Below are 23,551 nucleotides of genomic sequence, written 5' to 3' on the forward strand. Positions count from 1 at the left end.
CGGAAACCGTATGAAGCGTCAGCGGAAGGAGATCCGGGAAAGGGGGCGGGTGAGCGGGCCGCGGCTCGGCCCGGAGTTTCGTCCGACGCCGCCCCGCTCACGCCGTGAGCGCCCCGGCCAGAACCCGCGCCACGTGGAGCGCCTCGCGGCCGAGCCCGTCGCGGATCTGGTGGCGGCAGCTCGTCCCGTCCGCCACCACGAGGTCGTCCGGGCCGGCGCGGCGCAGGGCCGGGAACAGCGACAATTCGGCCATGGCCCGCGACACCGCCTGCCGGTCCGCCCGGTAGCCGAAGGCGCCGGCCATGCCGCAGCAGCTCGATTCCACCACCCGCAGGTCGAGGCCCGGCACGTGGCGCAGCACCGCCTCGACCGCGCCCATCGCCCCGAAGGCCTTCTGGTGGCAATGGCCGTGCAGATGGGCGATCCGGCCGCGCTGATCGGCCAGGGGCAGCGCGATCCGCCCCGCCGCGAGATCCGTCGCGAGCAGCTCCTCGAACAGCAGGCTCGCCCCGGCCAGCGCCTCGGTCTCCTCGCCCGGCAGCAGGGCCGCGAACTCGTCCCGGAAGGTGAGCAGGCAGGAGGGTTCGAGCCCCACCACCCGCGCCCCGGCCCGCACGAAGGGCAGGAGCGCGTCCCGGCTGCGCCGCGCCTCGGCCCGGGCCCGCGTCACGTCGCCCGCGGCGAGGAAGCTGCGCCCGCAGCAGAGCGGGCGGTTGCCCCGGCCCGGCGCCACCACCCGGTGCAGCCGGTAGCCCGCCGCCGCCAGCACCGCCTCGGCCGCCTCCAGGTTCTCCCGCTCGAAGGCCCGGTTGAAGGTGTCGCCGAACAGCACGAGATCGCGGAAGCCGCCCGCGAGGTCGCTCGGATGGGCGATCTCGCCGCTCTCGCGCCAGGGCCGGCGCCAGCGGGGGAGGGGACGCGCCGCCGCGAGGCCGAGCAGGCGCTCCGAGAGCCGCGCCAGGGTGGGGATCCGGTCGCGCAGGTTGAGGAGCGGCGCGAGGGCCGCGGCGGCCCCCGCATAGTCCGGCAGATGCGCCACCACCCGCTCGAAGGCCGGGCGCCCGTGGCGGGCGTGATAATGGTGGAGCACCTCGATCTTCATCCGCGCCATGTCGACGCCGGTCGGGCATTCCCGGCGGCAGCCCTTGCAGGACACGCAGAGGTCGAGGGCCCGCTTGGTCTCGGGGGCGGTGAGGGCGTCCGGCCCGAGCTGGCCCGAGAGGGCGAGGCGCAGGGTGTTGGCGCGGCCCCGCGTCAGGTGCTCCTCGTCGCGCGTGACCCGGTAGGAGGGACACATCGTGCCGCCCGCGAGCGCCCGGCAGGTGCCGTTGTTGTTGCACATCTCGACGGCGCCGCCGAAGCCGCCCCAGCCCGACCAGTCGAGGGCGGGCACGGGCGCCTCCACCCGGTAGCCTTCGGGAAAGCGCATCAGGCGGCGGTCGTCCATGCGCAGCGGCCGCACGATCTTGCCCGGGTTGAGGCGGTTGCCGGGATCGAAGGCGTCCTTGACCGTCGCGAAGGCGCGGGTGAGCCGCGGGCCGAAGAGCGGCGCGATGAATTCCGAGCGCGAGATGCCGTCGCCGTGCTCCCCCGAATAGGAGCCCTTGAAGCGGGCGACCAGCTCCGCCGTCTCCTCGGCGATGGCGCGCATGGCGGCGACGCCCGCCGCCTGCTTCAGGTTCAGGATCGGCCGCACGTGCAGGCAGCCCACCGAGGCGTGGGCGTACCACGTGCCCCGCGTGCCGTGGCGCGCGAAGCAGGCGGTCACCGCGTCCGTGTAGTCGGCGAGATGCGCGAGCGGCACCGCGCAATCCTCGATGAAGGAGACCGGCTTCGCGTCGCCGCGCATCGACATCATGATATTGAGGCAGGCTTCCCGCATCGCCCAGATCGTGCGCTGCCGGGCAGGCTCGGGCACCGTCACGACGGCGTTGGGGAAACCGTGATCGGCCATGCAGGCGTCGAGGCGGCGCAGCTCCGCCGCGAGGGCCCCCGCGTCGTCGCCCGCGAACTCCACGAGGAGCAGGCAGTCGGGGCGCCCGCGGGTGATGTCGGCGAGGGTGGTGCGGAAGAGCGGGATGTCGGCGCCGAGCACCAGCACGTTGTTGTCGACGAGTTCCACCGCCGCGGGGTCGAGGGCGACGAGGGAAGCCACCGTTTCCATGGCGGAGCGGAAGGACGGGAAGTGGCACACCCCCATCACCCGGTGGGCGGGCAGGCGCGACAGTTTCAGGGTCAGCGCCGTGGTGGCGGCGAGCGTCCCCTCCGAGCCGACGAGGAGATGGGCGAGGTTCGGCTGCGCCGCCAGCAGGGCGTCGAGGTTGTAGCCGCCGACCCGCCGCTGGACCTTCGGAAACCGCCGCTCGATCTCGTCGCGCTCCTCTTCCGCGAGGCGCAGCATGCGGGCGGCGATCGCCTCGGCGCCCGAGACGCGTCCGGCCGACAGCGAGACCGGCGTGCCGTCCGCGAGCAGCCCGTCGAGGCCGAGCACGTTGTCGACCATCTTGCCGTAGCGCAGGGAGCGGGCGCCGCAGGAATTGTTGCCCGCCATGCCGCCGAGCGTGCAGCGGCTCGCCGTCGAGGGCTCGACCGGGAAGAACCAGCCATCCGCCCTCAGGCGCGCGTTCAGGCGCTCCAGCACCATGCCGGGCTCCACCGTGACGGTGCCGGCCTCCGGATCGTAGGCGAGCAGGCGGTCGAGGTGGCGGGAGCAATCGACGACGAGGCCCTCGCCGATCGGCTGCCCGTTCTGCGAGGTGCCGCCGCCGCGCAGGATGACGGGCAGCCCGTGCCCGGCCGCGACGGCGAGGGTCCCGGCGATGTCGGCGGCGCTCGCCGGCAGCACCACGCTGCGGGGCATGATCTGGTAGATCGAGGCGTCGGTGGCGTAGCGCCCGCGGTCGTGGAGGCCGGTCAGGACCTCGCCGGCGACGGCCTCGCGCAAGGCCCGCTCCAGGGCGCCGTCGCCCGCCGCGCCGATGCGCTCCCATGATCCGTGCATGGCGCTCCTCCCTGTCTCGCCGCGCCGTCTCCGCCCGGGCGGGCGGGGGCGCGTTGTCGGCCCGTCCTCAGCACTGGCGGTGGCGTGCCAACGCTTCGTCCACTTAGGTTTCTGATATGTCGCAGGTTTTTTTTGCAAAACCGGCGACCAGCTGTTGCGGACCCTGCTTAGCGCAAAAGCACCGGGGCGTCAGGGCGAGCCTGCGAGGAACAGCCGGCGCGCCCACCCGTTGGTCCGGCGTCGCCTCCGCCGAGCGGGGCCGGCGATGATCCGAATTCCGAGGAGATGCTGCGATGCGCGCGTGCGCCGTCGGCCTTGTGCTCGCCCCGCTCCTGCTCGCGGCCGGTCCCGGCGCCGCGCAGGGCGGTCCCTTCTTCAGCGACGACGGCCCGGAGGTGACCGGGTCCCTGCGCGGCGCCCCGCCCGCCTACGGGCCCTATGGCCGGGCGGACGGGTTCGGCCCCCGCGTCTGCCAGAAATGGTGCGAGGCGGACCTCCTCCCCTGCGACCCGCCGAACTTCAAGATCGCGGACGGCCGCTGCCGGCCGAATACCGGGCGCTTCTGAGCCCCGGCCGCACGGATTCCCACCCCTCTCGTCAGGAACCGCGTACCGATGACGGATCTTCCCAAGCCGCCCTTTCCCAAGCCGCCCTTCGACCGCCAGAAGCCGATCCCGATGCCGGGCCACGACGCGGAGATGCATCCGCGGCCCGATTACGGCGAGAGCCACTATCGCGGCTCGGGCCGTCTCGCCGACCGCAAGGCGATCATCACCGGGGGCGACAGCGGCATCGGCAAGGCCGTGGCCCTCGCCTTCGCCCGCGAGGGGGCGGACGTGCTGATCAGCTATTACGACGAGCACGAGGATGCCCGCGAGGCCGCGAGGCTCGTGGAGGAGGCGGGCCGCAAGGCCGTGCTGGTGCCCGGCGACATCAAGGACCCGGCCCATTGCCGGGCGATCGTCGAGAAGGCGGTGGCGGCCTTCGGGCGCGTGGACATCCTCGTCAACAACGCCGCCCATCAGGCGAGCGTCCCGTCGGTCGAGGAGATCAGCGACGAGGAGTGGGACGTCACCTTCCGGACCAACATCCACGCGATGTTCTACCTGACGAAGGCGGCGGTACCCCACATGCGGCCGGGCAGCGCGATCGTGAACACGACCTCGATCAACGCCGACACGCCGAGCCCGCAGCTCCTCGCCTACGCGACCACCAAGGGCGCGATCCAGAACTTCACCGGCGGCCTGTCCCAGCTCCTCGCCGAGAAGGGCATCCGGGTGAACTGCGTGGCGCCGGGTCCGGTCTGGACGCCGCTGATCCCCTCGACCATGCCGCCGGAGAAGTTCGAGCAGTTCGGCATGCAGACGCCGATGAAGCGGCCCGCCCAGCCCTGCGAGCTGGCGCCGGTCTACGTGATGCTGGCGGCCGAGGAGGCGAGCTACGTCTCGGGCGCCACGGTGGCGGTCACGGGCGGCAAGCCGCTGATCTGACGCGCCACCGGCCGGATCCGCGGGATCAGCGGGCGAGTTCGCGCAGGCCGAGGCGGATCAGCGTCTTGGCCTCCGCGCCCTCGCCGGCATTCTGCAGGGCCGCCGCCACCGCCGCGGCGGCCTGGACCTGCGGATAGCCGAGATTGACGAGCGCCGAGACCGCGTCGGCGACCGGCTGCGGCGCGGTGCGCTCCTCGACCGCCCCGGTGAGACGGATCAGGGCCGGATCGACCGGCGCGAAGGCCGGAGCCTTGTCCTTGAGTTCGGCCACGAGCCGCGCGGCGAGCCGCGGCCCGACGCCGGGCGCGCGGGCGATGGCGCCCTTGTCGCCGGTGGCGATGGCGCCGGCGAGATCGCCCGGCTCCAGCACCGAGAGCACGCCGAGGGCCACCCGGGTGCCGACGCCCTGCACGGTCTGGAGCAGGCGGAACCACTCGCGCTCCGGGTCCGAGCGGAAGCCGTAGAGGCGGATCATGTCCTCGCGCACATGCGTGTCGATGGCGAGGTCGGTCGCCTCGCCCACCGGCGGCAGCCGCTGCAGCGTGCGGGCCGAGCAATGCACCACGTAGCCGACGCCGTGCACGTCGAGGATGACGAAGTCCTCGCCGTAGGAATCGACCACACCCTTCAGCTTGCCGATCATGAGGTCCGTGCGGCGGGCCCGTCCTTGAGCCGCGCTCCTGTTCGTGGGATGGGATCGCCGCCATATCGGCGACCCCGATCCAACTCACAAGGTGACCGCATGAAGCGTGCGACCGTGCTGGCCTGCCTCCTCCTCGCGGCCGCCCTCCCGGCGCGGGCCCAGGAGACCGCCGCGTCCGCACCGACCACCGACCCGACCCAGGTCCGGGCGGGGCGCTACAGCCTCGATTCGGCCCACGGCAAGATCACGTGGTCGCTGAGCCATCTCGGCTACTCGACCTATTACGGGCAGATCACCGACGTCGCCGCCGATCTCAGCCTCGATCCGAAGGCGCCGGCTCAGAGCCGGCTCGGTGTCCGGATCGGCGTGGCGAGCGTGAATACGCTCAACGACGCGCTCAACCGGCACCTGCGTGCCCCGGACTTCTTCGACGCCGAGAAGTTCCCGACCGCCACCTTCGAGAGCCGGGCCGTCGAGCCGACCGGCCCGACCACGGCCCGGGTCACGGGCGACCTGACCCTGAAGGGGGTGACGAAGCCCCTCGTCCTCGACGTCACCTTCAATCAGGCGGGCGTTCACCCGGTCGACAAGACCTACACGGTGGGCTTCGATGGCCGCGCGGTGATCCGGCGCTCGGAATTCGGCATCTCGGCCTTCCTGCCGGTGCTCGGCGACGAGGTGACTTTGCGGCTCGAAGGCGAGTTCAAGGCGGTGCCGTAGGGGACCTCCCTCGCACGCGGCATGGTGGCTGCCTGCGGAGAAGACGTGGCGCCACTCCCCGCTCCCGAGAGGGACAGGGGGGGGGCCCGCGCCTGTTCGGTTCCCGGACGGAGCCCTCCGGCGTGTGGGGAGCGGGCGCGCCCGCTCCCGCGAGGGAGGAACGCCGATCCGCTCACGCCAGGGCGGCCGCCACGTCCTCCGGCGTCACGGCCTCGACGGGCTTGCCGACCTTCACGGCGCGCGAACGGGCCCCCGGCGCCATGATCAGGATCACCGTCTCGGTCCCCGGGCAGGCCGGGTCGGCGCAGACGATCTCGCTCACGGTGAGCACCACCGCCGGCCCGAAGCCGCCGGCCTCCCGCGCGAAGCCGGCCACCCGGTCCCGCGCGCCGGAATCCGGCCGCGGCCGGCGGAACCCGGAGAACAGGCCCATGCCGGTCAGCGCGGCAGGGTGAGGATACCGGCCTCCCCGTCCGCGGCCCCGAAGGCGAGGTGCTCGCCCGACCGGTCCCAGGCCAGGGCCGTCACGGCGCTGCCCTTCACGGCCGGGCGCACCAGCAGCTCCGAGCCGTCCGTGAACCGGATCAGCAGGATGCAGCCGTCCTCGTAGGCGGCGGCCAGCACCGGCGCCTTGGGGTGGAAGGCGACGCGCGACACCCGCGCCGGGCGCACGCCGCATTCGCGCGGCTGCTTGCCGGTCGGCCCCTCCTTGCTGTCGAAGGGCCAGACGATCGCCGCCTCGGCGCCGCTCGTCGCCAGCCAGTTCCCGTCCGCCGACCACGACACCGAGCGCACCTTGGCCGGGTAGCCGCTCATGCGCATGTGACCGCGATCGGGCTGGAGGCGCCAGCCGTGCAGGGCGTTCTCCTGCATGCTCGTCACCACGAAGCGCCCGTCCGGCGACCACGTCACGTCGATGTGCGAGCCCTTCCAGCTCAGCGCCTCGGGGGTGGCGTCGAGGTTCGGATACCAGAGCGTCGCGCCGTTGTAGTGCGACAGGGCGAGCCGGTAGCCCTTGGGCGCGAAGGCGAGGCCGCGCACGGTGGAGGGCGCCTCGGTGCTGCGCTCGCGGCCCTTAGCGTCCCGGGCGATCGCCCGCTTGCCCGCCGCATAGGCCAAAGCCCCGTCCGGATGCAGCGCCAGCGCGTCGATCCAGGCCCCGCCCGGGGCCGTGGCCAGGGTCTCGGTGGTGCCGTCCGCCCGGGTCACGGCGATGCGCCCGTCGTCGCCGCCCGTGACGAGGCGCCGCCCGTCGCCCGCGGTCACGAGGATGCCGCCCTCGGGATGGGCCGCCACCCGCTCCGCGCTCCCGTCCGGCCGCGCCAGCAGCACCGCCCCGTCGCCGAGCGCCAGCGCCGCCCGCTCGCCGAGCCAGTGGATGCCGGTCACGTGAGCGCCGGCCGTGATCCCGGTGACGGCCTGGGTCAGGGATGGGGCGGCGGTGGCGCTCATGCGTGAAGGACCCTGCGCAGCGAGGAGATGCCGTGGCCTCTCACATGGGTCCGCCGCTTGCAAGGGCGAGGGCCCGGGAGCCGCGTCGCAGTGATTCCCGGGGACGAGTGAACGCGGGGCGCGCAGGGTTAATCCTTCGCTCACCAAACCCGCGCAATTCGATGGATCGGTCGCGAACGCCGCTCGGAGCGGAGCCGTTCTCCTTCCGCGACGGTCGAGGCGTTCGTCGCCGTCTGGAATCGGAGTTGCGTCATGATCCAGCTTGCCTGCGCCGCCCTGCACCCGCCGGGGCTTCTCCCGCCCGAGACGGTCCTGGTGGTCGAGGACGAGGCGCTGATCTGCGAGATGACCGCCGCCGCCTTCGAGGACGAGGGCTATCGCGTGCTCACCGCCGCCGACGCAGAGGAAGCCGGCCGCATCCTGCGGGACGAGCGGGTCGACATGCTCTTCACCGACATCGATCTCGCCCGCAACACCGACGGCGTCACCCTCGCCCGCGCGGCGCGGCATCGCCGCCCCGATCTCCCCGTTGTCTACACGTCGGGAGGGCGCCATACGCTGGCGGAGGGCGAGGCGGTGTCCGATTCGGTCTTCGTGCCCAAGCCCTACTACCCGAGCGACGTGGTGGCCCTGGCCAACCGGATGCTCGGGCATTCCTGACGACAGGTTCCGGAGCCTTCCGTGATGGTGACCCGCGTGATCCTTCTCGGCGCCGGCCTCCTCGCCGCCGGCGCGGCGCTTGCGGCCGGGCCGGCGACCGCGCCCGCGACCTCCGCCGGAACCCCCGCCAAGCCGCCCGCCAACACCGAGGCACCGGCCGGCTGCCCGGCGCTCACCCTGCGCCTCGAGGAGGAGATCGGCCGCACGCCGCACCTCAAGGAGCCGGCGAACGAGCAGGCCGTGCGCGACCTGCGCACCCTGCGCGACGCCGCGATCGTGCTCGACGCCTACAAGTACGCGCCCGAATGCGCGCGCCTGAGCGCGATCCTGCGGGAACTCCTCGACAACCCGCGCAAGACGATCGGGCAGGGCGGGGACACCGACGAGGAGAAGGCCGAGGCCATCGAGGAGAGCCGCGCGCCGAAGGCGCCCGCGACCACCAAGAAGTGATCCCGACGGCCATTTCCAAGGATCGTTGATTCCGTCCTCGAATTTTCGTCAAGTCTCTGATTTGGCGTCGGAACGTCGAGCTGAGCCAGCGGCCCCGCCGATCGCGGGCCCGCGATCGGTCCAGGAGGCGTCAGCATCCTGGGCCGCTGACATGGGAGGGCGACCCCGCCGCGCAGAATCGCGCGGCGGAAAGCTGAACCGTTGGCCCGCCGTCGCCGTTGTGTCGGAACCTGCGCATCCCGCGCCCGAAGGGTTCCCCGCATGGCGACGAGCCAAGCCCCGAGCGTCTCCGAGATCCCGCACGCCGCCGGCACGCTGCCGGCGGTCACGGTCGACAGTTACAACATCGAGCTGCGCCAGCCGGACGATGAGGGCTTCCTCGGCGACCGGGTCACCAAGGGCGCGTTCCGCGACCTCGTCGAGGATTGGCGCGAGCGCCTGCGCAAGCTCGGCGACGATCCCCTCGGTGAGACGCCGAGCCGCGACCTCGCCAAGAAGACTCTCGACCGCCTCCTGCGCGAGGGATCGCCCGAGGCGGCCGGCGTGGTGCAGGGCGCCGTCGAGGATTTTTCCCAGGAACTCGCCACCGTGGTGCGCCGCTTCCTGCGCCAGAAGGGCTGGCGCGACACCGAGCGCATCGTGGTCGGCGGCGGCCTGAGCGACTCCTATGTCGGGCGCCTCGCGATCGGCCGGGCGAGCGTGCTGCTGCGGGCGGCCGGGATCGACCTCTCCCTCGTGCCGATCCGCCACCACCACGACGAGGGCGGCCTGATCGGGGCCGTGCACCTCGCCCCCGCCTGGATCTTCTCCGGCTACGACAGCCTGCTCGCCATCGATATCGGCGGCACCAACATCCGGGTCGGCATCGTGGCGACGAACCTGCGCAAGGCGGCGGACCTGTCGCGCGCCGCCGTCTGGCGCTCCGAACTCTGGCGCCACCGCGACGAGGAGCCGCCCCCGACCCGCGACGCCGCCGTGGCGCGGATCGTCGCCATGCTGGAGAGCCTCGTCGCCCGGGCGGAGAAGGCGGATCTCGCGCTCGCCCCCTTCATCGGCGTCGGCTGCCCCGGGGTGATCGAGCCGGACGGCCAGATCAGCCGCGGCGGCCAGAACCTGCCGGGCAACTGGGAGAGCAGCCGCTTCAACCTGCCGCGGGCCCTGCGCGAGGCCCTGCCGACGATCGGCGGCCACGAGACCATGGTGGTGATGCACAACGACGCGGTGGTGCAGGGCCTGAGCGAGGTGCCCTTCCAGCAGGACATCGTCCGCTGGGGCGTGCTCACCATCGGAACCGGCCTCGGCAACGCCCGCTTCGGCAACCGGGACGGGGCCGGCTCTTGAGAAGCGTCGGCCATTGGTCCGAATAACAGTCTGGAATTACTCTGAGTTTCTCCCCGCAGTCTTGATCCGGCATCGGCATCTCGGCTAGTGCATCCCCGCCGGCCCCCACGGCACGAGGCGGCCGGCACAGAACGAGAGCGGAGCGGAACCCGGCCGGCAGCGACCGGCGGCTGGACCTGCGGCCCTGCGGGGACGCGGGCCGTATCCGATCGCGCTTGGCCCCGGGATCACCGATCCGTGCCGGAGGGATGGAGTCCGTGTTCACGCAAGGCATGCCGTGGTTTCGCGCCCGGGTCGGGCATCTCGCCCTCGACCTGCTGTTCTGCCTCGCCATCTCGCTCGTGATGCTTGCCTCCGCGCTGGCGCAGACGCCCGAGACGCCCCTGCGCGTCGAGCTCAACAAGCTCGACGCGGCGGGGGATGCCTGCCGGGCGACGATGCTCGTCGACAACGGCAAGGGCGGCGCGATCAAGTCGCTCAAGCTCGACCTCTTCGCCTTCGACACGGACGGCGTGGCCCAGAAGCGGGTGCTGGTGGAACTCGGACCGCTCGCCGCCCGCAAGACGGTGCTGCGCCAGTTCGACATCGCCGCGGGGGCCTGCGCCGGGATCGGCCGCGTCCTGCTCAACGACGTGGTCGCGTGCGAAGGCGCCGACCTGACCCGCGACACCTGCCTGGAGCGCATCGCCCCGTCCTCCGCCAAGGGCGCCGCTCCCTTCGTCCGCTGACGTCGCCCCGACGCTCCAGCTCCCGACACCGCCGATTGAGGAGATCCCGATGGATCCGACCGCCGCGCCGGCCGCCCACGACATGAGCTTCCTCGGCCTGTTCCTGCAGGCCGATCCGATCGTCAAGGGCGTGATGGTCCTCCTCATCCTGGCCTCGGTCGCCTGCTGGACGGTCATCATCGAGAAGACGATCCGGCTCGCCGTCGCGCGGCGTCAGGCGAAGGCCTTCGCCCGGATGGTCGCCACCGGCGGCGGCCTGGAGGCGGGCCGCGGCATCGCGGCCCGGATCGTCGCCGCGGCCCAGGAGGCTTGGCGCGACCAGGATCCGACCGAGACCCGGGCCGAGCGGCGCGAGCGCATCGAGCGCGCCATGCGGGCCGCCCTCACCCTCGATCTCAAGCGCCTGCAGCTCGGGCTGCCGCTGCTCGCCACCTCCGGCTCGGCCGCGCCCTTCGTCGGGCTGTTCGGCACCGTCTGGGGTATCATGAACTCGTTCTCGTCGATCGCGAAGAGCCAGGACACCAGCCTCGCGGTGGTCGCCCCCGGCATCGCGGAGGCGCTCTTCGCCACCGCCATCGGCCTCGTGGTCGCGATCCCGGCGGTGATTGCCTACAACAAGCTCTCGGGTGACGTCGGCAAGGTGCAGTCCGCCTTCGTGGCGGCGATCGGCACCCTCGGCAACCGGCTGGCGCGCGACCGCAGCCACCACGCCCGCAGCGCCGCAGAGTAAGCGTCGAGCAAAAAGGAGTCCGCCCGATGGGCATGGGTCCGCTCCAGTCGAGCGCCGCGGACGAGGACGGCTTCGAGGCCGCCCCCCTCTCCGAGATCAACGTCACCCCGATGGTCGACGTGATGCTGGTGCTGCTCATCATCTTCATGGTGGCGGCCCCGCTGATGACGGTCGGCGTGCCGGTGCAACTGCCCAAGACCGCCGCCGCCAAGACCTCGGAGCCGAAGAAGCCGGTGGTCGTCTCGGTGGACAAGGAGGGCAAGGCCTTCCTGGCCAAGGAGCCGCTGCCCCCCGAGGACGCGCTCGGGCGCCTCAGGGCCCTCGCCGCCGAGGATCCGAACCAGACGGTGCTGGTGCGCGGCGACAAGGACGTGCCCTACGGCAAGGTGATGGAGGTGATGGGCCTCGTGGGGCAGGCGGGCTTCGCCAAGGTCTCGCTCATCGCGAACGCGCCGAACGGCGCTCCCGCCGGCACGGCACCGGCCGCACCCAAGTGATGCCGCTCCGAGAGACGCCGCTCCGCGTGACTCCGAGCCGAGCGCAGGCCCCCATGATCTCCCACGCGACCACGCAGGAGCCCGATCCGCAGCCGGGTTCCGGCCTCGCCCTCGCGTTCCTGGTGGCCTTCGTCCTGCACGCGGCCGCGATCGGGGCGATGACCTACTGGCACACCACCCCGCCGACCACCGGCGAGAACGAGGTCACCATCGATCTCGCCCCGAGCCTGGAGGCGATCGAGGTTCCCAACGATTCGCAGGACATCGAATCGGCTCCGCCGCCCGCGGATCTGCCCACCGAGCAGACGATGGTGGAGCCGCCGGCGGAGATGACGCCCGTCGAGACCCCGCCGGAGACGCTGGAGACCAAGCCGCAGGAGGTGCCGCTCGAGACGCCTCCGCAGATGACCGAGACCGTGCCGCCCGAGACGGTGACGGAGACGAAGCCCGCGGAAGTCCAGGCCGTCGAGCCGCCGCCGGAGGAGCAGGTCCTCACCTCGACGAATGCGCAGGCGCCCGTCGCGCCGCCGCCGCCGGCCGTGGTCGCGCGCCCGGTGGAGGCGCCCAAGCCCAAGCCCAAGCCGGTCGAGCGGCCGAAGCCCAAGCCCGTCGAGCAGGTGCGCAAGCCCCCGCCGAAGCCGGTGCGCGAGACGGTCCGCGAGCGGCCGCGGGCGGCCGAGCGCAGCGTCGAGCCCGAGCGCCAGCGCCGGGCCTCCTCGGCCTCCTCCCGGGTGAATGCCGGGGGCCAGTCGGCCGCGGCCAGCTCGAACCCGAACTCCCTGCGGGCCTGGGGCCAGCAGATCTCCGGCGCGATCCGCTCGCGGGTGCGCAGCCCCGGCGGCGGGGGGACGGTCACGATCCGCTTCACGGTGTCCCGCTCGGGCCGCGTGCTGAGTGCCTCGTTGATCAGCAGCAGCGGGAACAGCACCCTCGACGCCGCCGCGCTCGCCGCGGCCTCGCCCGGCAGCGCGCTCCCGGCCGCCCCCGCGGACGTGACCGTCGCCCAGCAGAGCTTCTCGGTGCCGCTCGCCTTCCGGTGAGGCGGCACCCGCCCGCCGCGGCCCGAACGAACGCCGTGGCGGAAGGCGCGGGATCCGCTCTCCCGTGTGGGGTTTGGGTCGGGACGGTTCCCGAGCGATCCGTTGCGGCAACCCGGGAGCCGTGCAAGGCCCGATGAGCACGGCAGTGCCGGCATCGACCCGCTCCTCATGCGGAGGTGGCGCGAAGCGCCCGCGACGCACGCCCGCGCGGCGCTCCCATCCTCCGGTTCCCGGGATCGCCGTTCCGGGGTGCTTCGGGGGCCGGCTCACGCCGGCCGCCTCAGCATGAGGAGCGGCCCGGGCTTCATGGTTCGTCGGGCGGTCCGGCGTCGCGGTCGCCACGGACGGCAGCGCTGAAGCCATGCCCGTCCCCACCCCCAAGCGGGGCGGGAACGGGCCCGTCAAGGTCGAGCGGGATTACCGCACCAGGATCAGCGCCTTCGCGAGCGTGATCCAGACGCCCCAGGCGATCGGCAGGCCGACCGCGAGCCACGCCAGGGCGACCCGCAGGCTCAAGCCGCCCCGCCCGATGCCGCCCGAGACACCCGCAGGCGCGAGGGTGGCCTCCGCCGCGGCGACCTCGCCCGCGCCCATGAACCAGCGCGTGGACAGGGGCCGCACCAGCAGGTTCGCCACGAGGCCGACCGCCAGGAAGCCGGCCAGGATGGTGAGGGTGCGGCCGTAGAGCGCCGCCCCCTGCACCCCGGCATCGACCTGCGCCTGCCGGATCGCCGTGACCACCAGGGGGCCGACCACGCCCGCCGTCGACCACGCGGTGAGGAGCCGCCCGTGGATCGCGCCGACGAACTGCGTGCCGAACACATCCGCCAGATAGGCGGGAATCGTCGCGAAGCCGCCGCCATACATCGACAGGATCACGCAGACGATGCCGACGAACAGGGCCGTCGAGCCCGTCGCCGCGGCGTAGGGCGCGGCGGCGTAGAGCGCGGCGCCGAGCGCGAAGAAGATCGCGTAGGTGGCCTTGCGGCCGATCCGGTCCGAGGCGGAGGCCCAGGCGAAGCGGCCCAGGATGTTGAACAGCGACAGGAGGCCGACGAAGCCCGCCGCGATGGCGGCGACCTGCGCCTTCTGCCCGGCATCGAGCTGCCCGAAGCCGAGATCGGGCCGGCCGATCAGCGCGCCGCCGAAGATCTCCTGCAGCATCGGCGAAGCGAGGGCCAGCACCCCGATCCCCGCCGAGACGTTGAGGCAGAGCATCGCCCAGAGCAGCCAGAATTGCGGCGTCCGGTGCGCGTCGCGCAGGTGGACGTGGCCCGCCGTGATCATCCGGCGCGCCGTCGCGGGCGGGGTGTAGCCCTCGGGCTTCCAGCCGCCCGGCGGCACCCGGTAGCCGAAGGCGCCCGCCAGCATGGCAAGGAGATAGCCCGCCCCCATCAGCGCGAGGGTCTGCCAGACGCCGGCCTCGCCCGGCCCCTTGAAGCGGGTGATGAGCAGGTCGGCGAGCGGCGAGCCGATCATCGCGCCGCCGCCGAAGCCCATGATCGCCATGCCGGTCGCCATGCCGCGCCGGTCGGGGAACCACTTCACCAGGGTCGAGACCGGCGAGATGTAGCCGAGGCCGAGCCCGACGCCGCCGATCACCCCCATGCCGAGCCAGATCAGCCAGAGCTGGTGCAGATGGACGCCGAGCGACCCGATCAGGAAGCCGCCGCCCCAGCACAAGGCCGCGGCGATGCCCGCCTTGCGAGGGCCCGCCCGCTCCAGCCAGCCCCCGAACAGGGCCGCCGAGAGACCGAGCATCACGATGCCGATCGAGAACACCACGACGAGGTCGCTCACGCGCCAGTCGCAGCTCGTGGTCACCAGGGCGGTGAGGAGGCTCATGTCCGGGCAGGCGGCCGGCGCCGGCTGCCCGGTGCTGAGCGCCCGCGACAGGGGCAGCCAGAACACCGAGAGCCCATAGGACATGCCGATGCAGAGATGGATGGCGAGCGCCGCGGGCGGCACCAGCCAGCGGTTGAACCCGGGTCGGGCGATGATCGCCTCGCGGGAGAGCCGGTCCCGGACCGGGGCACGGCTGGGGAAGGCGGCGGCATTGGCGTCCATGGCGTCTCCGATGCGGCGGGGAGCTTGCGCGTCTTCTTCGAGACTTCGCCCCGATCGCGGAAGCCTATACGGGCGACCGGCACCGCTTCATCCCCTGCGATTTGTCATCCTTTGGTCTGATGCGCGGCCCGCTCGGCCGCCCGGCCCGTCTCCGTCAGCCGGAGTTCCTGCCGGTCGGCCCGGTAATCCACGAAGCCGAGCGCCATCAGGTTCGGGATCAGGAGGCCGATCCCGTCGTCGAGGAGGCGCCGCCGCTTGAGGTCCGCCAGCCCGACCCAGTCCCCGGCCTGCGCGAGATGGCGCAGGAGGCGCCGTTCGGCCGCAGTCACCGCCGGTCTCCCGTTCCTCCGATCCTCATCCTTCCATCCTCATGGCAGCGGCAGCGGGCGGGCGCCGATCTCGCCCTCCCGCCGCGGGGTGACGGCCGCAAGGTCGTGGGCGACGAGGAGGTCCAGGGCGGCCCCGACGCGCAGGGCCGTGACGTTCAGCAGGTCCGCCGCCGCCCCGACCGCGATCCGCATCTCGCCGCCCGGCTCCCCGGTCCAGGCGCAGAGCAGGAGGTAGAGCTTCAGCGCGTCGAGGTTGCCGGCCTTCCGGCAGGACAGGGCGCGCAGGCCGCGGATCTCGGCCTGCGGATTGCGCCGGTAGGCGGGATCGTGCGGGATCCAGGCCCGGCGCGCGCCGGGTGCGAGGCGGGCGAGGGTGAGGCGCGTCTTCTGGCCCTCGGGGGTCGCGTGCACCAGGTCGTAGGCCGCGAGCAGCTTCTTCGCCGACACGATGAGCGACTGCGTCAGGCCCGCGAGGGCGGCGAGTTGCGGGCAGAGGAGGATCGCCGAACCGTCCTCGTCGGCGGCGACCGCGAGGGCGATGACCAGCTTGAGCGCCGCCGCCGAGCGGCCGACGAGGGCCGCATCGCTCCGGAACAGGCGCAGGCCCCCGTCGAGCACCCATTGCCCCGGCAGCGGCGACCACGCGGCGGCGGCCCGCGGGAGCGGGAGCCGCGGCCCGGCGGCGACGGCGCCCGTGAGGAGATCGGCGTCGACGCGCACCCGGCTAATCCTGCGCGCCCGGCGGCCTCTGGCCACCGCGCCGCGATGCTGCGAAGGATGACGGGATACCCCATCCCCCGGACGCGGCCGCGTCGGCGAGGCATGGGGACGAGGGAGATGTCTCGGGTGGCACCAGCATCACGGCCTGCCGCACGGCCCGTCGGGGCCGATCATCATCGGCAGTATTCCAGCGTTGCGGCGCGCTCAATATGAACCGGACTTCCGATGAGACGGCCGTGACGGTCGATCTCGTCCTCGGCGGGGCGATCCGGCTGGGGGACCGCACGGTGGCGGTGGCCGATGCGGCGGCCCTGCTCGATGCCATCGCGCGCAGCGGCTCGGTGCAGGGGCTCGCCGCGACGCTCGGCCTCTCCTACCGGGCGGCCTGGGACCGGCTGCGCGGGCTCGAAGCCGGGTTCGGCCGGCCTCTGGTGCAGAAGACCCGCGGGCACGGCTCCGCCCTGACCCCGGACGGCCTCGCCCTGCGGGCGGCCCTCGGGGCCGCGGCGGCCGGGCTGGAGCCGGCCCTCGCCCGGGAGGGCCGCGCCCTGGAGATGCGGCTGCGCGACCTCCTCGGGGCGTCCCGCCCGCTGCGGATCGCGGCGAGCCACGACCCGCTGCTGATGGACCTCATCGCCGAGCTGCAGGCCGGCGACGTGGCGGTGGCCGGCAGCGAGGAGGCGGTCGCCCAGCTGATCGAGGGGCAGGCGGATGCGGCGGGGTTCCATTGCGGCCCGCTCGCGCCCACCGAGGCGGGGGCGCCCTTCGCGGATCTCGCGGCGGATCCGGGCATCGTGCTGCGGCCGCTTTTCGCCCGCGAGCAGGGCCTGCTCCTCGCGGCCGGCAACCCGCTCCGCATCCGCACGCTCGCCGATCTCGCCGCCCGGGGGGCGCGCATCGTCAACCGCCAGAAGGGCTCGGGCACCCGGCGCTGGTTCGACCGGCTCCTCGCCGAGCACGGGATCCCGGCCGCGAGCCTGCGCGGCTACGGGGTGGAGGAGTTCACCCACCAAGCGGTCGCCGCCGTGATCGCCTCGGGCGCGGCCGATGCGGGCCTCGGCGCCCGGGCGGCGGCGGAGCGCTTCGGCCTCACCTTCCTGTCGATGGGCTGGGAGGTCTATTATCTCGCGGCGAGCGCCACCCTCCAGACCGGGCCGCTCGACCGGCTGGCCGGCGAGGCCGCCCGGCGCGCCGCCGCCCTGCCCGGCTACCGGCCGCCGGGCTGAGCCGCGCCGGCGAGGCCGTTCGGACAGCCGGTGCCGTCCCGGCGCTCGTGATGCGCCTCGGCGATCTCGGTGGCGAGCTGGATCGGCGCCGCCGAGCTGCCGCCGAGGATGCGCCTGCCGATCACCGTGACTTGGGAATCATCCTGAAAGTCGCGTTCCGGCAGCCGCAGCATCGCTGCACTGTCGTCAGCCAGGAGCTTCGGTGGGATGGCGGGCGCATTCCGCCGACGGACATGATCGACCGGTGATGAGACCGTGCCGGGAGAGGATTATTCCAGTCCGGGTTTAGCGATCTGTCGCTTCCACGGCGTTTCCGGGCGGCCGCCCTTGGGGCCTCCGCCTCCGGAGCCCGCCGCCTCTCCGAAACGACAACGATGCGCTGCCCGCGCCCTCCATTTGGCGTAAGCTCGGCCGCGACAAGCGCGGGGGCCTTCATGCGTGGTGCGGCGATCCTGGTTCTCTTCCTGGCCCTCGGCCCGGCCGCCGCGGCCGCCGAGGATCCCTATGCCCCGGCCGACGCGCTCTCGGCGGCGCCGATCTTCCGCAAGTGCAGCGGGTCCCGGTTGCCGGAGTACCAGAAGGGGGCCTGCCTGGACGATGCCGCCAAGGATCTGGGCCGGCAGATGAAGGAGGCGGTCGACCGCAAGCTCGCGGCGATCGACGCGGTGGCCCGCCGGCCGCCGAGCCCCGGCAGCCTCGCCGGCCCGGCCGATGCCGAGGCGTGGCGCAAGGCCTTCCTGGCGGCGCAGGCGGCCTTCGAGGAATACCACCGGCTCCACTGCGACGGCCTCTATGATTTCGACCTGCACGGCGGCTCGGCGGCGGGGCAGATCGCCTCCGCCTGCAAGGTCCGGCAGCTGGTGGCCCGCATCAACGAGCTGCGCGGCTGATCCGGTTTCCGGACGGTCCGTTCGGAAACCGGATGACGCCCGGCAAGACGGCGTTCGCCGCGAGGTAGCACGATGGTCGTCCGGCCCCGTCCCGGCCTGATCCAGGTTCTGTTCACGCTTCAGGGCTCGATCCTGCCGAAGGTGGCGCGGCCGGTGGCCGGCATCACGCTGGCCGCCTGCCTCGTGGTCGCCGTCGAGCGCCACTGGCCGCAGCCCTTCCCGGGCGCCGAGGGCATCGGCCCCTTCACCCTGGTGGGGCTCGCCCTCTCGATCTTCCTCAGTTTCCGCAACAACACCTGCTACGACCGCTGGTGGGAGGCGCGGAAGCTCTGGGGGGCGCTGATCGCCGAGGCCCGCGACCTCGCGCGGCTGATCGGCGTGCTCCTGCCCGGCCCCGAGGAGGCGACGGCCCGGCGCGTCGCCCTGCGGCGGATCGCGGGCTTCGCGGGCGCCCTCCATGCCCGCCTGCGCGGCCACGACGAGGCCGCGGCGGCGGCCTCCTGGCTGCCGGCCGGGGAGGCGGAGGCGCTCGCCGCCCGCGCCAGCCCCACCGACGCCATCCTCTGCGCGCTCTCGGCCGACCTCGCCGCGGCCCTGCGGCGCGGCGCCATCGGCGACATCCTGTTCGCGCAGGCGCAGACCCGGATCGCCGCCCTCTCGCAGATCCACACCGCCTGCGAGCGCATCCACTCGACGCCGCTGCCCTTCGCCTACACGCTGCTCCTCTACCGCACGGCGTGGGTCTACTGCCTGCTCCTGCCCTTCGGGCTCGCCGCCTCGCTCGGCTGGGCGACGCCGGTCGTGGCCGCCCTCGTCGCCTACACCTTCTTCGGGCTCGACGCCCTGGGGGACGAGCTGGAGGAGCCCTTCGGCACCGAGCCGAACGACCTGCCCCTCGACGCGATGCTGCGCATGGTCGAGCGCGTCGTCTGCGACGCGCTGGGGGAGCCTCTGCCGCCCCTCGTCGTACCCGAGAACCACGTCCTGCCCTGATCCCGGCGGGCCGCGGGCGCGAAACCGCGCTTGAAAACCCCGTCGAGCCCGATCGCCGCGGCGCGGGCTCGCTCCACTTCACCCGAGGTCCGCCCTATGGTCGGCCGCGCATCAGCCGGAGTTCCTCGACGATGATCCCCATGCTCGACCCCGCGACCCTCACCGTGTTCGTCACCGGCGCCACCGCCGGCTTCGGCGCCGCGCTCTGCCGCCGCTTCGCGGAGGCCGGGGCGCGGGTGATCGGCACCGGCCGCCGCCGCGACCGGCTCGACGCCCTCAAGGCCGAACTCGGCGAGCGCTGCCACGTGATGGAGCTCGACGTGACGGACCGCGCGGCGGTCCTCGCCGCGGTCGAATCCCTGCCGCCGGGCTTCGACGCCCCCAATGTCTGCATCGCCAATGCGGGGCTCGCCCTCGGCCTCTCTCCGGCGCACGAGGCCGATCTCGACGATTGGGACCGGATGATCGCCACCAACGTCAACGGCCTCACCTACACGGTGCGGGCGCTGTTGCCGGGCATGGTGGCGCGCGACGAGGGCCACGTCGTGCTCCTCGGCTCGGTGGCGGGCGACTATCCCTATCCGGGCGGCAACGTCTACGGGGCGACCAAGGCCTACGTGAAGCAGCTCGCCCTCAACCTGCGCTCCGACCTTCTCGGCAAGAACGTGCGGGTGACGAACATCGAGCCCGGCATGGCCGAGACCGAGTTCTCGCTGGTGCGCTTCCAGGGCGATGCCGACAAGGCGGCCCAGACCTATGCGGGCATGACCTCGATGTCCGCCGAGGACATCGCCGAGACGATCTTCTGGTCCTGCATCCTGCCGCGCCACCTCAACATCAACCGCATGCAGATGATGCCGGTGATGCAGGCCTTCGCGCCCTTCGCGGTGAAGCGGGGCTGAGCGGGCGGGACGCCGGGCCCGCGCCGGCCCGGCGGCCGTCACCGCGCCGGCCGCGGCTGCCGGCCGCGATGGCGCAGCCGGCGCCAGCCGAGCACGACGCCGCTCGCCGAGACGACCAGCCCGACGAGGCTCAGCCCGATGATGACGGTCCGACGGGCGGCCGGGTGGTCGAGGAGCGGCCCGACATCGAGGGTGTGCAGGGCCGCGAACAGCCAGCGGTTCGCCCGGCCGCCGCGGTCGGTCCGCCCCAGGATCTCGCCGGTCGCCGGATCGACGTGGATCCAGGTCGCGGCCTCGTCCGCGAAGACGAGCCGCAGCACCGGCAGGCGCGGCGCCCCGTGCCGGTCCGACCAATAGGCGTCGGGTGCGTCGAGGTGCTGCACCGCGAGGGCGGCCTCCGGCACGAGGTCCCGCGCCGCCGCGAGGATGCGCTCCGGCGTCACGGCCGTGCCGCAGCAGGGCCGCAGGCCCTCCGGCCCGGCCGCCAGCACCAGGGGCTCGCCGCCGAGGAAGCCGAAGCGCAGCTCGACCGTGCCCGGCGGCATCCCGGCGAGCGCCGCGCGATCCAGGGGAAAGGCCGGGGCGGTCCGTCCCGCGTAGCGGGCGAGCGCCGCGGCGTCGGGCATCCGCGGACCGACCCAGCGGTTCGGGTTCATCGACATCCAGCCGCTGAAGATGAAGGTCACGACCGCGAGCCCGCCCACCACCCCGGCCCCATGGTGCCACGCCCGCCAGCCCCGATAGGGGGTGAGCCGGTCCCGCCGCAGGCGCAGGAAGCCGAGGATGATGCCGCTCAGAGCCGCGACCACGCAGAGGCCGGAGAGCCAGAGCACCACCTGCCGCCAGAGCGCGGCCTCGGCCCGCAGGGGCGTGAAGTAGATCCAGTGCGGCACCGTCCCGACCCAGCCCCATGTCCGCTCCGCCCGGGTGGTGTCGAGGGCGATCTCGCCGGTCGCCTCGGAGAGGTAGAGCTCCGTCCCGGCCGGATCGCCGAGCGCCACCAGCCGGAACGGGCGCGCGGGATCGTGGCGCGCCGTGACGGTCCACTGGTCGCGCTCCACGGTGCCGAGATCCGCGACCGACCGGGCCGCGGGATGGCGGCGGGCGAGCGCGAGGGCGGTCTCGGCGGTCAGGGGCGCCACCGGCGCGCCGGTGACCGCGGACAGCACCTGCCGGCGGCCATCCGGGCCGACGAGGCGGTAGACCGGCTCGTCGCCGCTCATGGAAAGGGCGAGGGCGGCGGGGAAGGCCGTGGCCCCCGCCCGCGCCAGCGCCTCCTGCGGCCCGATCCGCACCGCGTCGAGGGCGAGGGGCGGCAGGGCCGCCCGCCGCTCGGCTTCCGTGAGGGCGGGGAAGCCGACGAACAGCATCACCAGCCCCGACACGAACCAGACCGCGAAGAACAGCCCGGTCGCGATGCCGAGCCAGCGGTGGCCGAGATGCAGCCAGCGCTTCAGGCGTTTGCGCACCGGCACGTCAGAACCGCACCAGATAGGCGATCTCGATCGAGCGCGGCTGGCCGAGGAGCCAGGAATTGGTGTTGCCCGACACGGCGTAGATCTTGTCCGTGAGGTTGTAGCCGCGCAGCGACAGGCGTGAATCCGGCGTCACCTGCCGGTCGAGACTGGCATTGACCAGGGTGTAGCCCGGCCGGCGCACGCTGTTGGCGAAATCGCTGAAGACCGGCCCGACATTGTTGATCCCGAGCCGCGCCACCCAGCCCGGGGCGAAGGCGTAGGCGACCCAGACATTGGTGACGCGCTCCGGCACGTCGACCGGCACGTTGCCGGCGTACGACACCACGGTCCCGTTCACCGGCTGGGAGAAGGCGTCGTAGCGGGCCTGGAGCAGGGCGGTGTTGGCCTCGATCCGCCAGTGATCGTCGAGGGCGAAGGCCAGGGCGGCCTCGACGCCCCGCGAGGATTGGCGGCCGACCTGCCGCGACACGGTCGGACGGTCGGGGTCGGGCACCAGGAGGTTGTCCTTGGCGATGTGGTAGGCGGCGAGCGTCCACTCGCCCCGGCCGCCGGCGAAGATCCCCTTCGCGCCCGCCTCGATCTGCTCGCCCGTGGCGAGGTTGAACTGCGCCTGCGACACGCTCGTGGTGATCAGGCTGCCCAGCGGATCGGCCGCGGTGGCGTATTGCGCGTAGAGCGCGAGGTCGGGAACCGGGTTGTAGACCGCGCCGAAGCGGTAGCTGAGGGATTCGAAGGTCTTGGTGAAGGCCGTGCCGGCGAGCGGCCGCTCCACCGTGACGGTGGGGGAATCGAAGCGCACGCCGGAGATCAGCGCGAGCTGCGGCGTCAGCTCCAGCCGGTCCTCCGCGAAGACCGAGGCCTGGTTCATCCGCGAGATGATGTCCCGGCGGGTGCCGGCGAGGTTGAGGAAGGAGCCCGGCACCGGGCGCAGGAGATCGACGGTGGTCTCGCCGTCGAAGGGCGTGTTGCTGTCGCGCGCGAAGGCGACGTGGTTCACGTCGAAGCCCGCCACCACGGTGTTCGGCAGGCCGAAGAGGCTGTGGCGGTAGGTGGCGTCGAAGCGGTTCCCGACCTGCTCCTGATGGTGGAGGATCTCGATGTAGTCGCTGCGGCTGACCCGGCCCGTGGCCGGCAGGTAGGTGTACTGCTCCACGTCGCGCCAGTGCCGCTCGGTGGAGAGCCGGTAGGCGGTGTTGCGGATCGTGATATCCGCGCTCGGGGTCCACTCGGTGCGCAGCTGCGTCCAGTTGTCGAGCCAGGCGATGCGCGCGTCCTGGACGTTGTAGTTGGTGAAGCGGATGCGCTCCGGCACGCGGTTGTCGATGAGCGGCGAGCCCCAGTAGCGGGCGGGCTCGTTGGTGCCGAGGTCGTGCGAGAGGGTGAAGCTGAGGTCGGGGGCGGCCCGGAGCGTCACCGCGCCCGAGACCGCGAGGTTGCGGAAATCGCCGTCCGGCCGGATCCAGCCATCCGCGCGGTTGCCGCTGACGGTGACGCGATAGGCCATCGCCTCGCCGATGGGGCCGCCCGAATCGAGGGCGAGCCGCGCCGTGCCGTCCGAGCCGAGGGCGGCCTGGGCCTCGTTCACGGGCGTGAAGACCGGCTTCTTCGGCACCACGTTGATCACGCCGCCGATGGCGCCCTCGCCGTAGAGCACGGAGGCCGGGCCGCGCAGCACCTCGATCCGCTCCGCCGACCAGGGATCGAACGGGAAGGTGACGGTGCCCGCCCCGACATAGAGCCGCGTGCCGTCGTAGAGCTGCTGCACCGAGCCCGCCCCGGCGAAGCCCCGGCTGGTGAAGGAGAGGTTGCCGTTCCCGGGCGCCGCGATGCTGGTGATGCCGGTGGCGTTCTGCGTCACCGCATCCGCGATGGTGGTCTGGCCGCGGGCGCGGATGGTCTCGCCCGAGATCACGTCGATGCTGGCCGGGGTCTGGAGCGGGGTCAGGCCGAGGCGGCTGCCGGAGCGGGCCGGCGTCTCGAGGGCGAGGCCGGGGGGCGGACCCTCGCGGAAGCGGCCGGCCACGTCGATCGTGTCGAGGGCGATCTCCTGCGCGCCGGCGGGCGCGGCGAGGAGGAGGGCGAAGAGCGGGGAGGAGGCGCGAAGCGCGGGCATGGGGGATCCGAAGCGGGCCGTCGTCCCCTTCCGTAGCCGAGCTGGCAAGGGATGTAACGTTATAAAGTTACATACCCGGGA

Annotated in this window: 24 protein-coding genes; 14 read left to right on the forward strand and 10 right to left on the reverse strand. The window is 73.1% G+C overall.

Translation table 11 applies throughout. The features are described 5' to 3' along the window. Positions 1–97 precede the first annotated feature (97 nt). Entirely contained in the window at positions 98–3,001 is a 2,904-nt protein-coding gene (locus ACE101_RS03075; RefSeq protein WP_379126072.1) for an FAD-binding and (Fe-S)-binding domain-containing protein, read from the reverse strand. A gap of 293 nt (positions 3,002–3,294) precedes the next feature. Between ACE101_RS03075 and ACE101_RS03080 the strand changes: the two genes are divergently transcribed. Further along, on the forward strand, positions 3,295–3,567 hold the full coding sequence (locus ACE101_RS03080; protein ID WP_379126073.1) for a hypothetical protein: 273 nt from the start codon (positions 3,295–3,297) through the stop codon (positions 3,565–3,567). A gap of 48 nt (positions 3,568–3,615) precedes the next feature. Continuing rightward, positions 3,616–4,491, forward strand: coding sequence for an SDR family oxidoreductase (locus ACE101_RS03085; RefSeq protein WP_379126075.1), 876 nt, complete (start codon positions 3,616–3,618; stop codon positions 4,489–4,491). 25 nt (positions 4,492–4,516) lie between these two features. Here the strand turns inward: ACE101_RS03085 and ruvA are convergent, their stop codons facing one another. Beyond that, entirely contained in the window at positions 4,517–5,134 is a 618-nt protein-coding gene (gene ruvA / locus ACE101_RS03090; RefSeq protein WP_379126076.1) for a Holliday junction branch migration protein RuvA, read from the reverse strand. Positions 5,135–5,233: 99 nt separating this feature from the next. Between ruvA and ACE101_RS03095 the strand changes: the two genes are divergently transcribed. Beyond that, positions 5,234–5,854 carry a YceI family protein gene (locus ACE101_RS03095; RefSeq protein ID WP_379126077.1) on the forward strand — a complete coding sequence of 207 codons (621 nt, stop codon included), beginning with the start codon at positions 5,234–5,236 and terminating at the stop codon, positions 5,852–5,854. 172 nt (positions 5,855–6,026) lie between these two features. Here the strand turns inward: ACE101_RS03095 and ACE101_RS03100 are convergent, their stop codons facing one another. Both ACE101_RS03100 and ACE101_RS03105 read right to left on the reverse strand, forming a co-directional pair. Further along, a complete protein-coding gene (locus tag ACE101_RS03100) occupies positions 6,027–6,287 on the reverse strand; it encodes a hypothetical protein (RefSeq protein WP_379126079.1) in 261 nt (86 codons plus the stop codon). A 5-nt stretch (positions 6,288–6,292) separates the two neighbouring features. After that, positions 6,293–7,306, reverse strand: coding sequence for a WD40 repeat domain-containing protein (locus ACE101_RS03105; RefSeq protein ID WP_379126081.1), 1,014 nt, complete (start codon positions 7,304–7,306; stop codon positions 6,293–6,295). 252 nt (positions 7,307–7,558) lie between these two features. Between ACE101_RS03105 and ACE101_RS03110 the strand changes: the two genes are divergently transcribed. From ACE101_RS03110 to ACE101_RS03140, 7 genes are all read left to right on the forward strand, one after another. Continuing rightward, entirely contained in the window at positions 7,559–7,966 is a 408-nt protein-coding gene (locus ACE101_RS03110; RefSeq protein WP_379126082.1) for a response regulator, read from the forward strand. A 24-nt stretch (positions 7,967–7,990) separates the two neighbouring features. Then, on the forward strand, positions 7,991–8,416 hold the full coding sequence (locus ACE101_RS03115; RefSeq protein ID WP_379138451.1) for a photosystem reaction center subunit H: 426 nt from the start codon (positions 7,991–7,993) through the stop codon (positions 8,414–8,416). A 261-nt stretch (positions 8,417–8,677) separates the two neighbouring features. After that, on the forward strand, positions 8,678–9,757 hold the full coding sequence (locus ACE101_RS03120) for an ROK family protein (RefSeq protein ID WP_379126083.1): 1,080 nt from the start codon (positions 8,678–8,680) through the stop codon (positions 9,755–9,757). A gap of 248 nt (positions 9,758–10,005) precedes the next feature. Beyond that, the gene (locus ACE101_RS03125; protein ID WP_379126084.1) at positions 10,006–10,485 is read left to right on the forward strand and encodes a Tat pathway signal protein; all 480 of its coding nucleotides are present in this window, start codon (positions 10,006–10,008) and stop codon (positions 10,483–10,485) included. Positions 10,486–10,720: 235 nt separating this feature from the next. Further along, on the forward strand, positions 10,721–11,215 hold the full coding sequence (locus tag ACE101_RS03130) for a MotA/TolQ/ExbB proton channel family protein (RefSeq protein ID WP_441005384.1): 495 nt from the start codon (positions 10,721–10,723) through the stop codon (positions 11,213–11,215). Positions 11,216–11,241: 26 nt separating this feature from the next. Continuing rightward, a complete protein-coding gene (tolR, locus tag ACE101_RS03135) occupies positions 11,242–11,712 on the forward strand; it encodes a protein TolR (protein WP_379126086.1) in 471 nt (156 codons plus the stop codon). A gap of 53 nt (positions 11,713–11,765) precedes the next feature. Then, complete coding sequence (locus ACE101_RS03140) at positions 11,766–12,752, forward strand: TonB family protein (RefSeq protein WP_379126087.1); 987 nt, start codon at positions 11,766–11,768, stop codon at positions 12,750–12,752. A 417-nt stretch (positions 12,753–13,169) separates the two neighbouring features. Here ACE101_RS03140 and ACE101_RS03145 read toward each other — a convergent pair whose 3' ends face one another. The 3 genes from ACE101_RS03145 to ACE101_RS03155 all read right to left on the reverse strand — a co-directional run bounded on the left by ACE101_RS03145 (position 13,170) and on the right by ACE101_RS03155 (position 15,868). Continuing rightward, positions 13,170–14,819 (reverse strand): OFA family MFS transporter, encoded by a 1,650-nt coding sequence (locus tag ACE101_RS03145; RefSeq protein WP_379126088.1) that lies wholly within the window; start codon positions 14,817–14,819, stop codon positions 13,170–13,172. A gap of 104 nt (positions 14,820–14,923) precedes the next feature. Continuing rightward, the gene (locus tag ACE101_RS03150; protein WP_379126089.1) at positions 14,924–15,148 is read right to left on the reverse strand and encodes a hypothetical protein; all 225 of its coding nucleotides are present in this window, start codon (positions 15,146–15,148) and stop codon (positions 14,924–14,926) included. Between the two features lie 39 nt (positions 15,149–15,187). Then, entirely contained in the window at positions 15,188–15,868 is a 681-nt protein-coding gene (locus ACE101_RS03155; RefSeq protein WP_379126090.1) for a hypothetical protein, read from the reverse strand. Between the two features lie 209 nt (positions 15,869–16,077). On the opposite strand from ACE101_RS03155, the gene ACE101_RS03160 reads away from it, so the two are divergent. Further along, positions 16,078–17,094, forward strand: a complete 1,017-nt coding sequence (locus ACE101_RS03160; protein ID WP_379126091.1) for a substrate-binding domain-containing protein — start codon at positions 16,078–16,080, stop codon at positions 17,092–17,094. Here ACE101_RS03160 and ACE101_RS03165 read toward each other — a convergent pair. Beyond that, entirely contained in the window at positions 17,076–17,267 is a 192-nt protein-coding gene (locus ACE101_RS03165; protein ID WP_379126092.1) for a hypothetical protein, read from the reverse strand. The two genes, ACE101_RS03160 and ACE101_RS03165, sit on opposite strands and share 19 nt — an antisense overlap. A gap of 261 nt (positions 17,268–17,528) precedes the next feature. Between ACE101_RS03165 and ACE101_RS03170 the strand changes: the two genes are divergently transcribed. The 3 genes from ACE101_RS03170 to ACE101_RS03180 all read left to right on the forward strand — a co-directional run bounded on the left by ACE101_RS03170 (position 17,529) and on the right by ACE101_RS03180 (position 19,879). After that, positions 17,529–17,984 (forward strand): lysozyme inhibitor LprI family protein, encoded by a 456-nt coding sequence (locus ACE101_RS03170; protein WP_379126093.1) that lies wholly within the window; start codon positions 17,529–17,531, stop codon positions 17,982–17,984. A 72-nt stretch (positions 17,985–18,056) separates the two neighbouring features. Next, positions 18,057–18,977 carry a bestrophin family protein gene (locus ACE101_RS03175; RefSeq protein WP_379126094.1) on the forward strand — a complete coding sequence of 307 codons (921 nt, stop codon included), beginning with the start codon at positions 18,057–18,059 and terminating at the stop codon, positions 18,975–18,977. 131 nt (positions 18,978–19,108) lie between these two features. After that, positions 19,109–19,879 (forward strand): SDR family NAD(P)-dependent oxidoreductase, encoded by a 771-nt coding sequence (locus ACE101_RS03180; protein ID WP_379126095.1) that lies wholly within the window; start codon positions 19,109–19,111, stop codon positions 19,877–19,879. Between the two features lie 38 nt (positions 19,880–19,917). On the opposite strand, the gene ACE101_RS03185 is transcribed toward ACE101_RS03180, so the two are convergent. Both ACE101_RS03185 and ACE101_RS03190 read right to left on the reverse strand, forming a co-directional pair. Continuing rightward, positions 19,918–21,348 carry a PepSY domain-containing protein gene (locus ACE101_RS03185; protein WP_379126096.1) on the reverse strand — a complete coding sequence of 477 codons (1,431 nt, stop codon included), beginning with the start codon at positions 21,346–21,348 and terminating at the stop codon, positions 19,918–19,920. Positions 21,349–21,355: 7 nt separating this feature from the next. Beyond that, positions 21,356–23,470, reverse strand: coding sequence for a TonB-dependent receptor (locus ACE101_RS03190; RefSeq protein ID WP_379126097.1), 2,115 nt, complete (start codon positions 23,468–23,470; stop codon positions 21,356–21,358). Positions 23,471–23,551 lie beyond the last annotated feature (81 nt).

Origin of the sequence: Methylobacterium carpenticola (genome assembly GCF_042748905.1) — a bacterium.
Classification (GTDB): domain Bacteria; phylum Pseudomonadota; class Alphaproteobacteria; order Rhizobiales; family Beijerinckiaceae; genus Methylobacterium; species Methylobacterium carpenticola.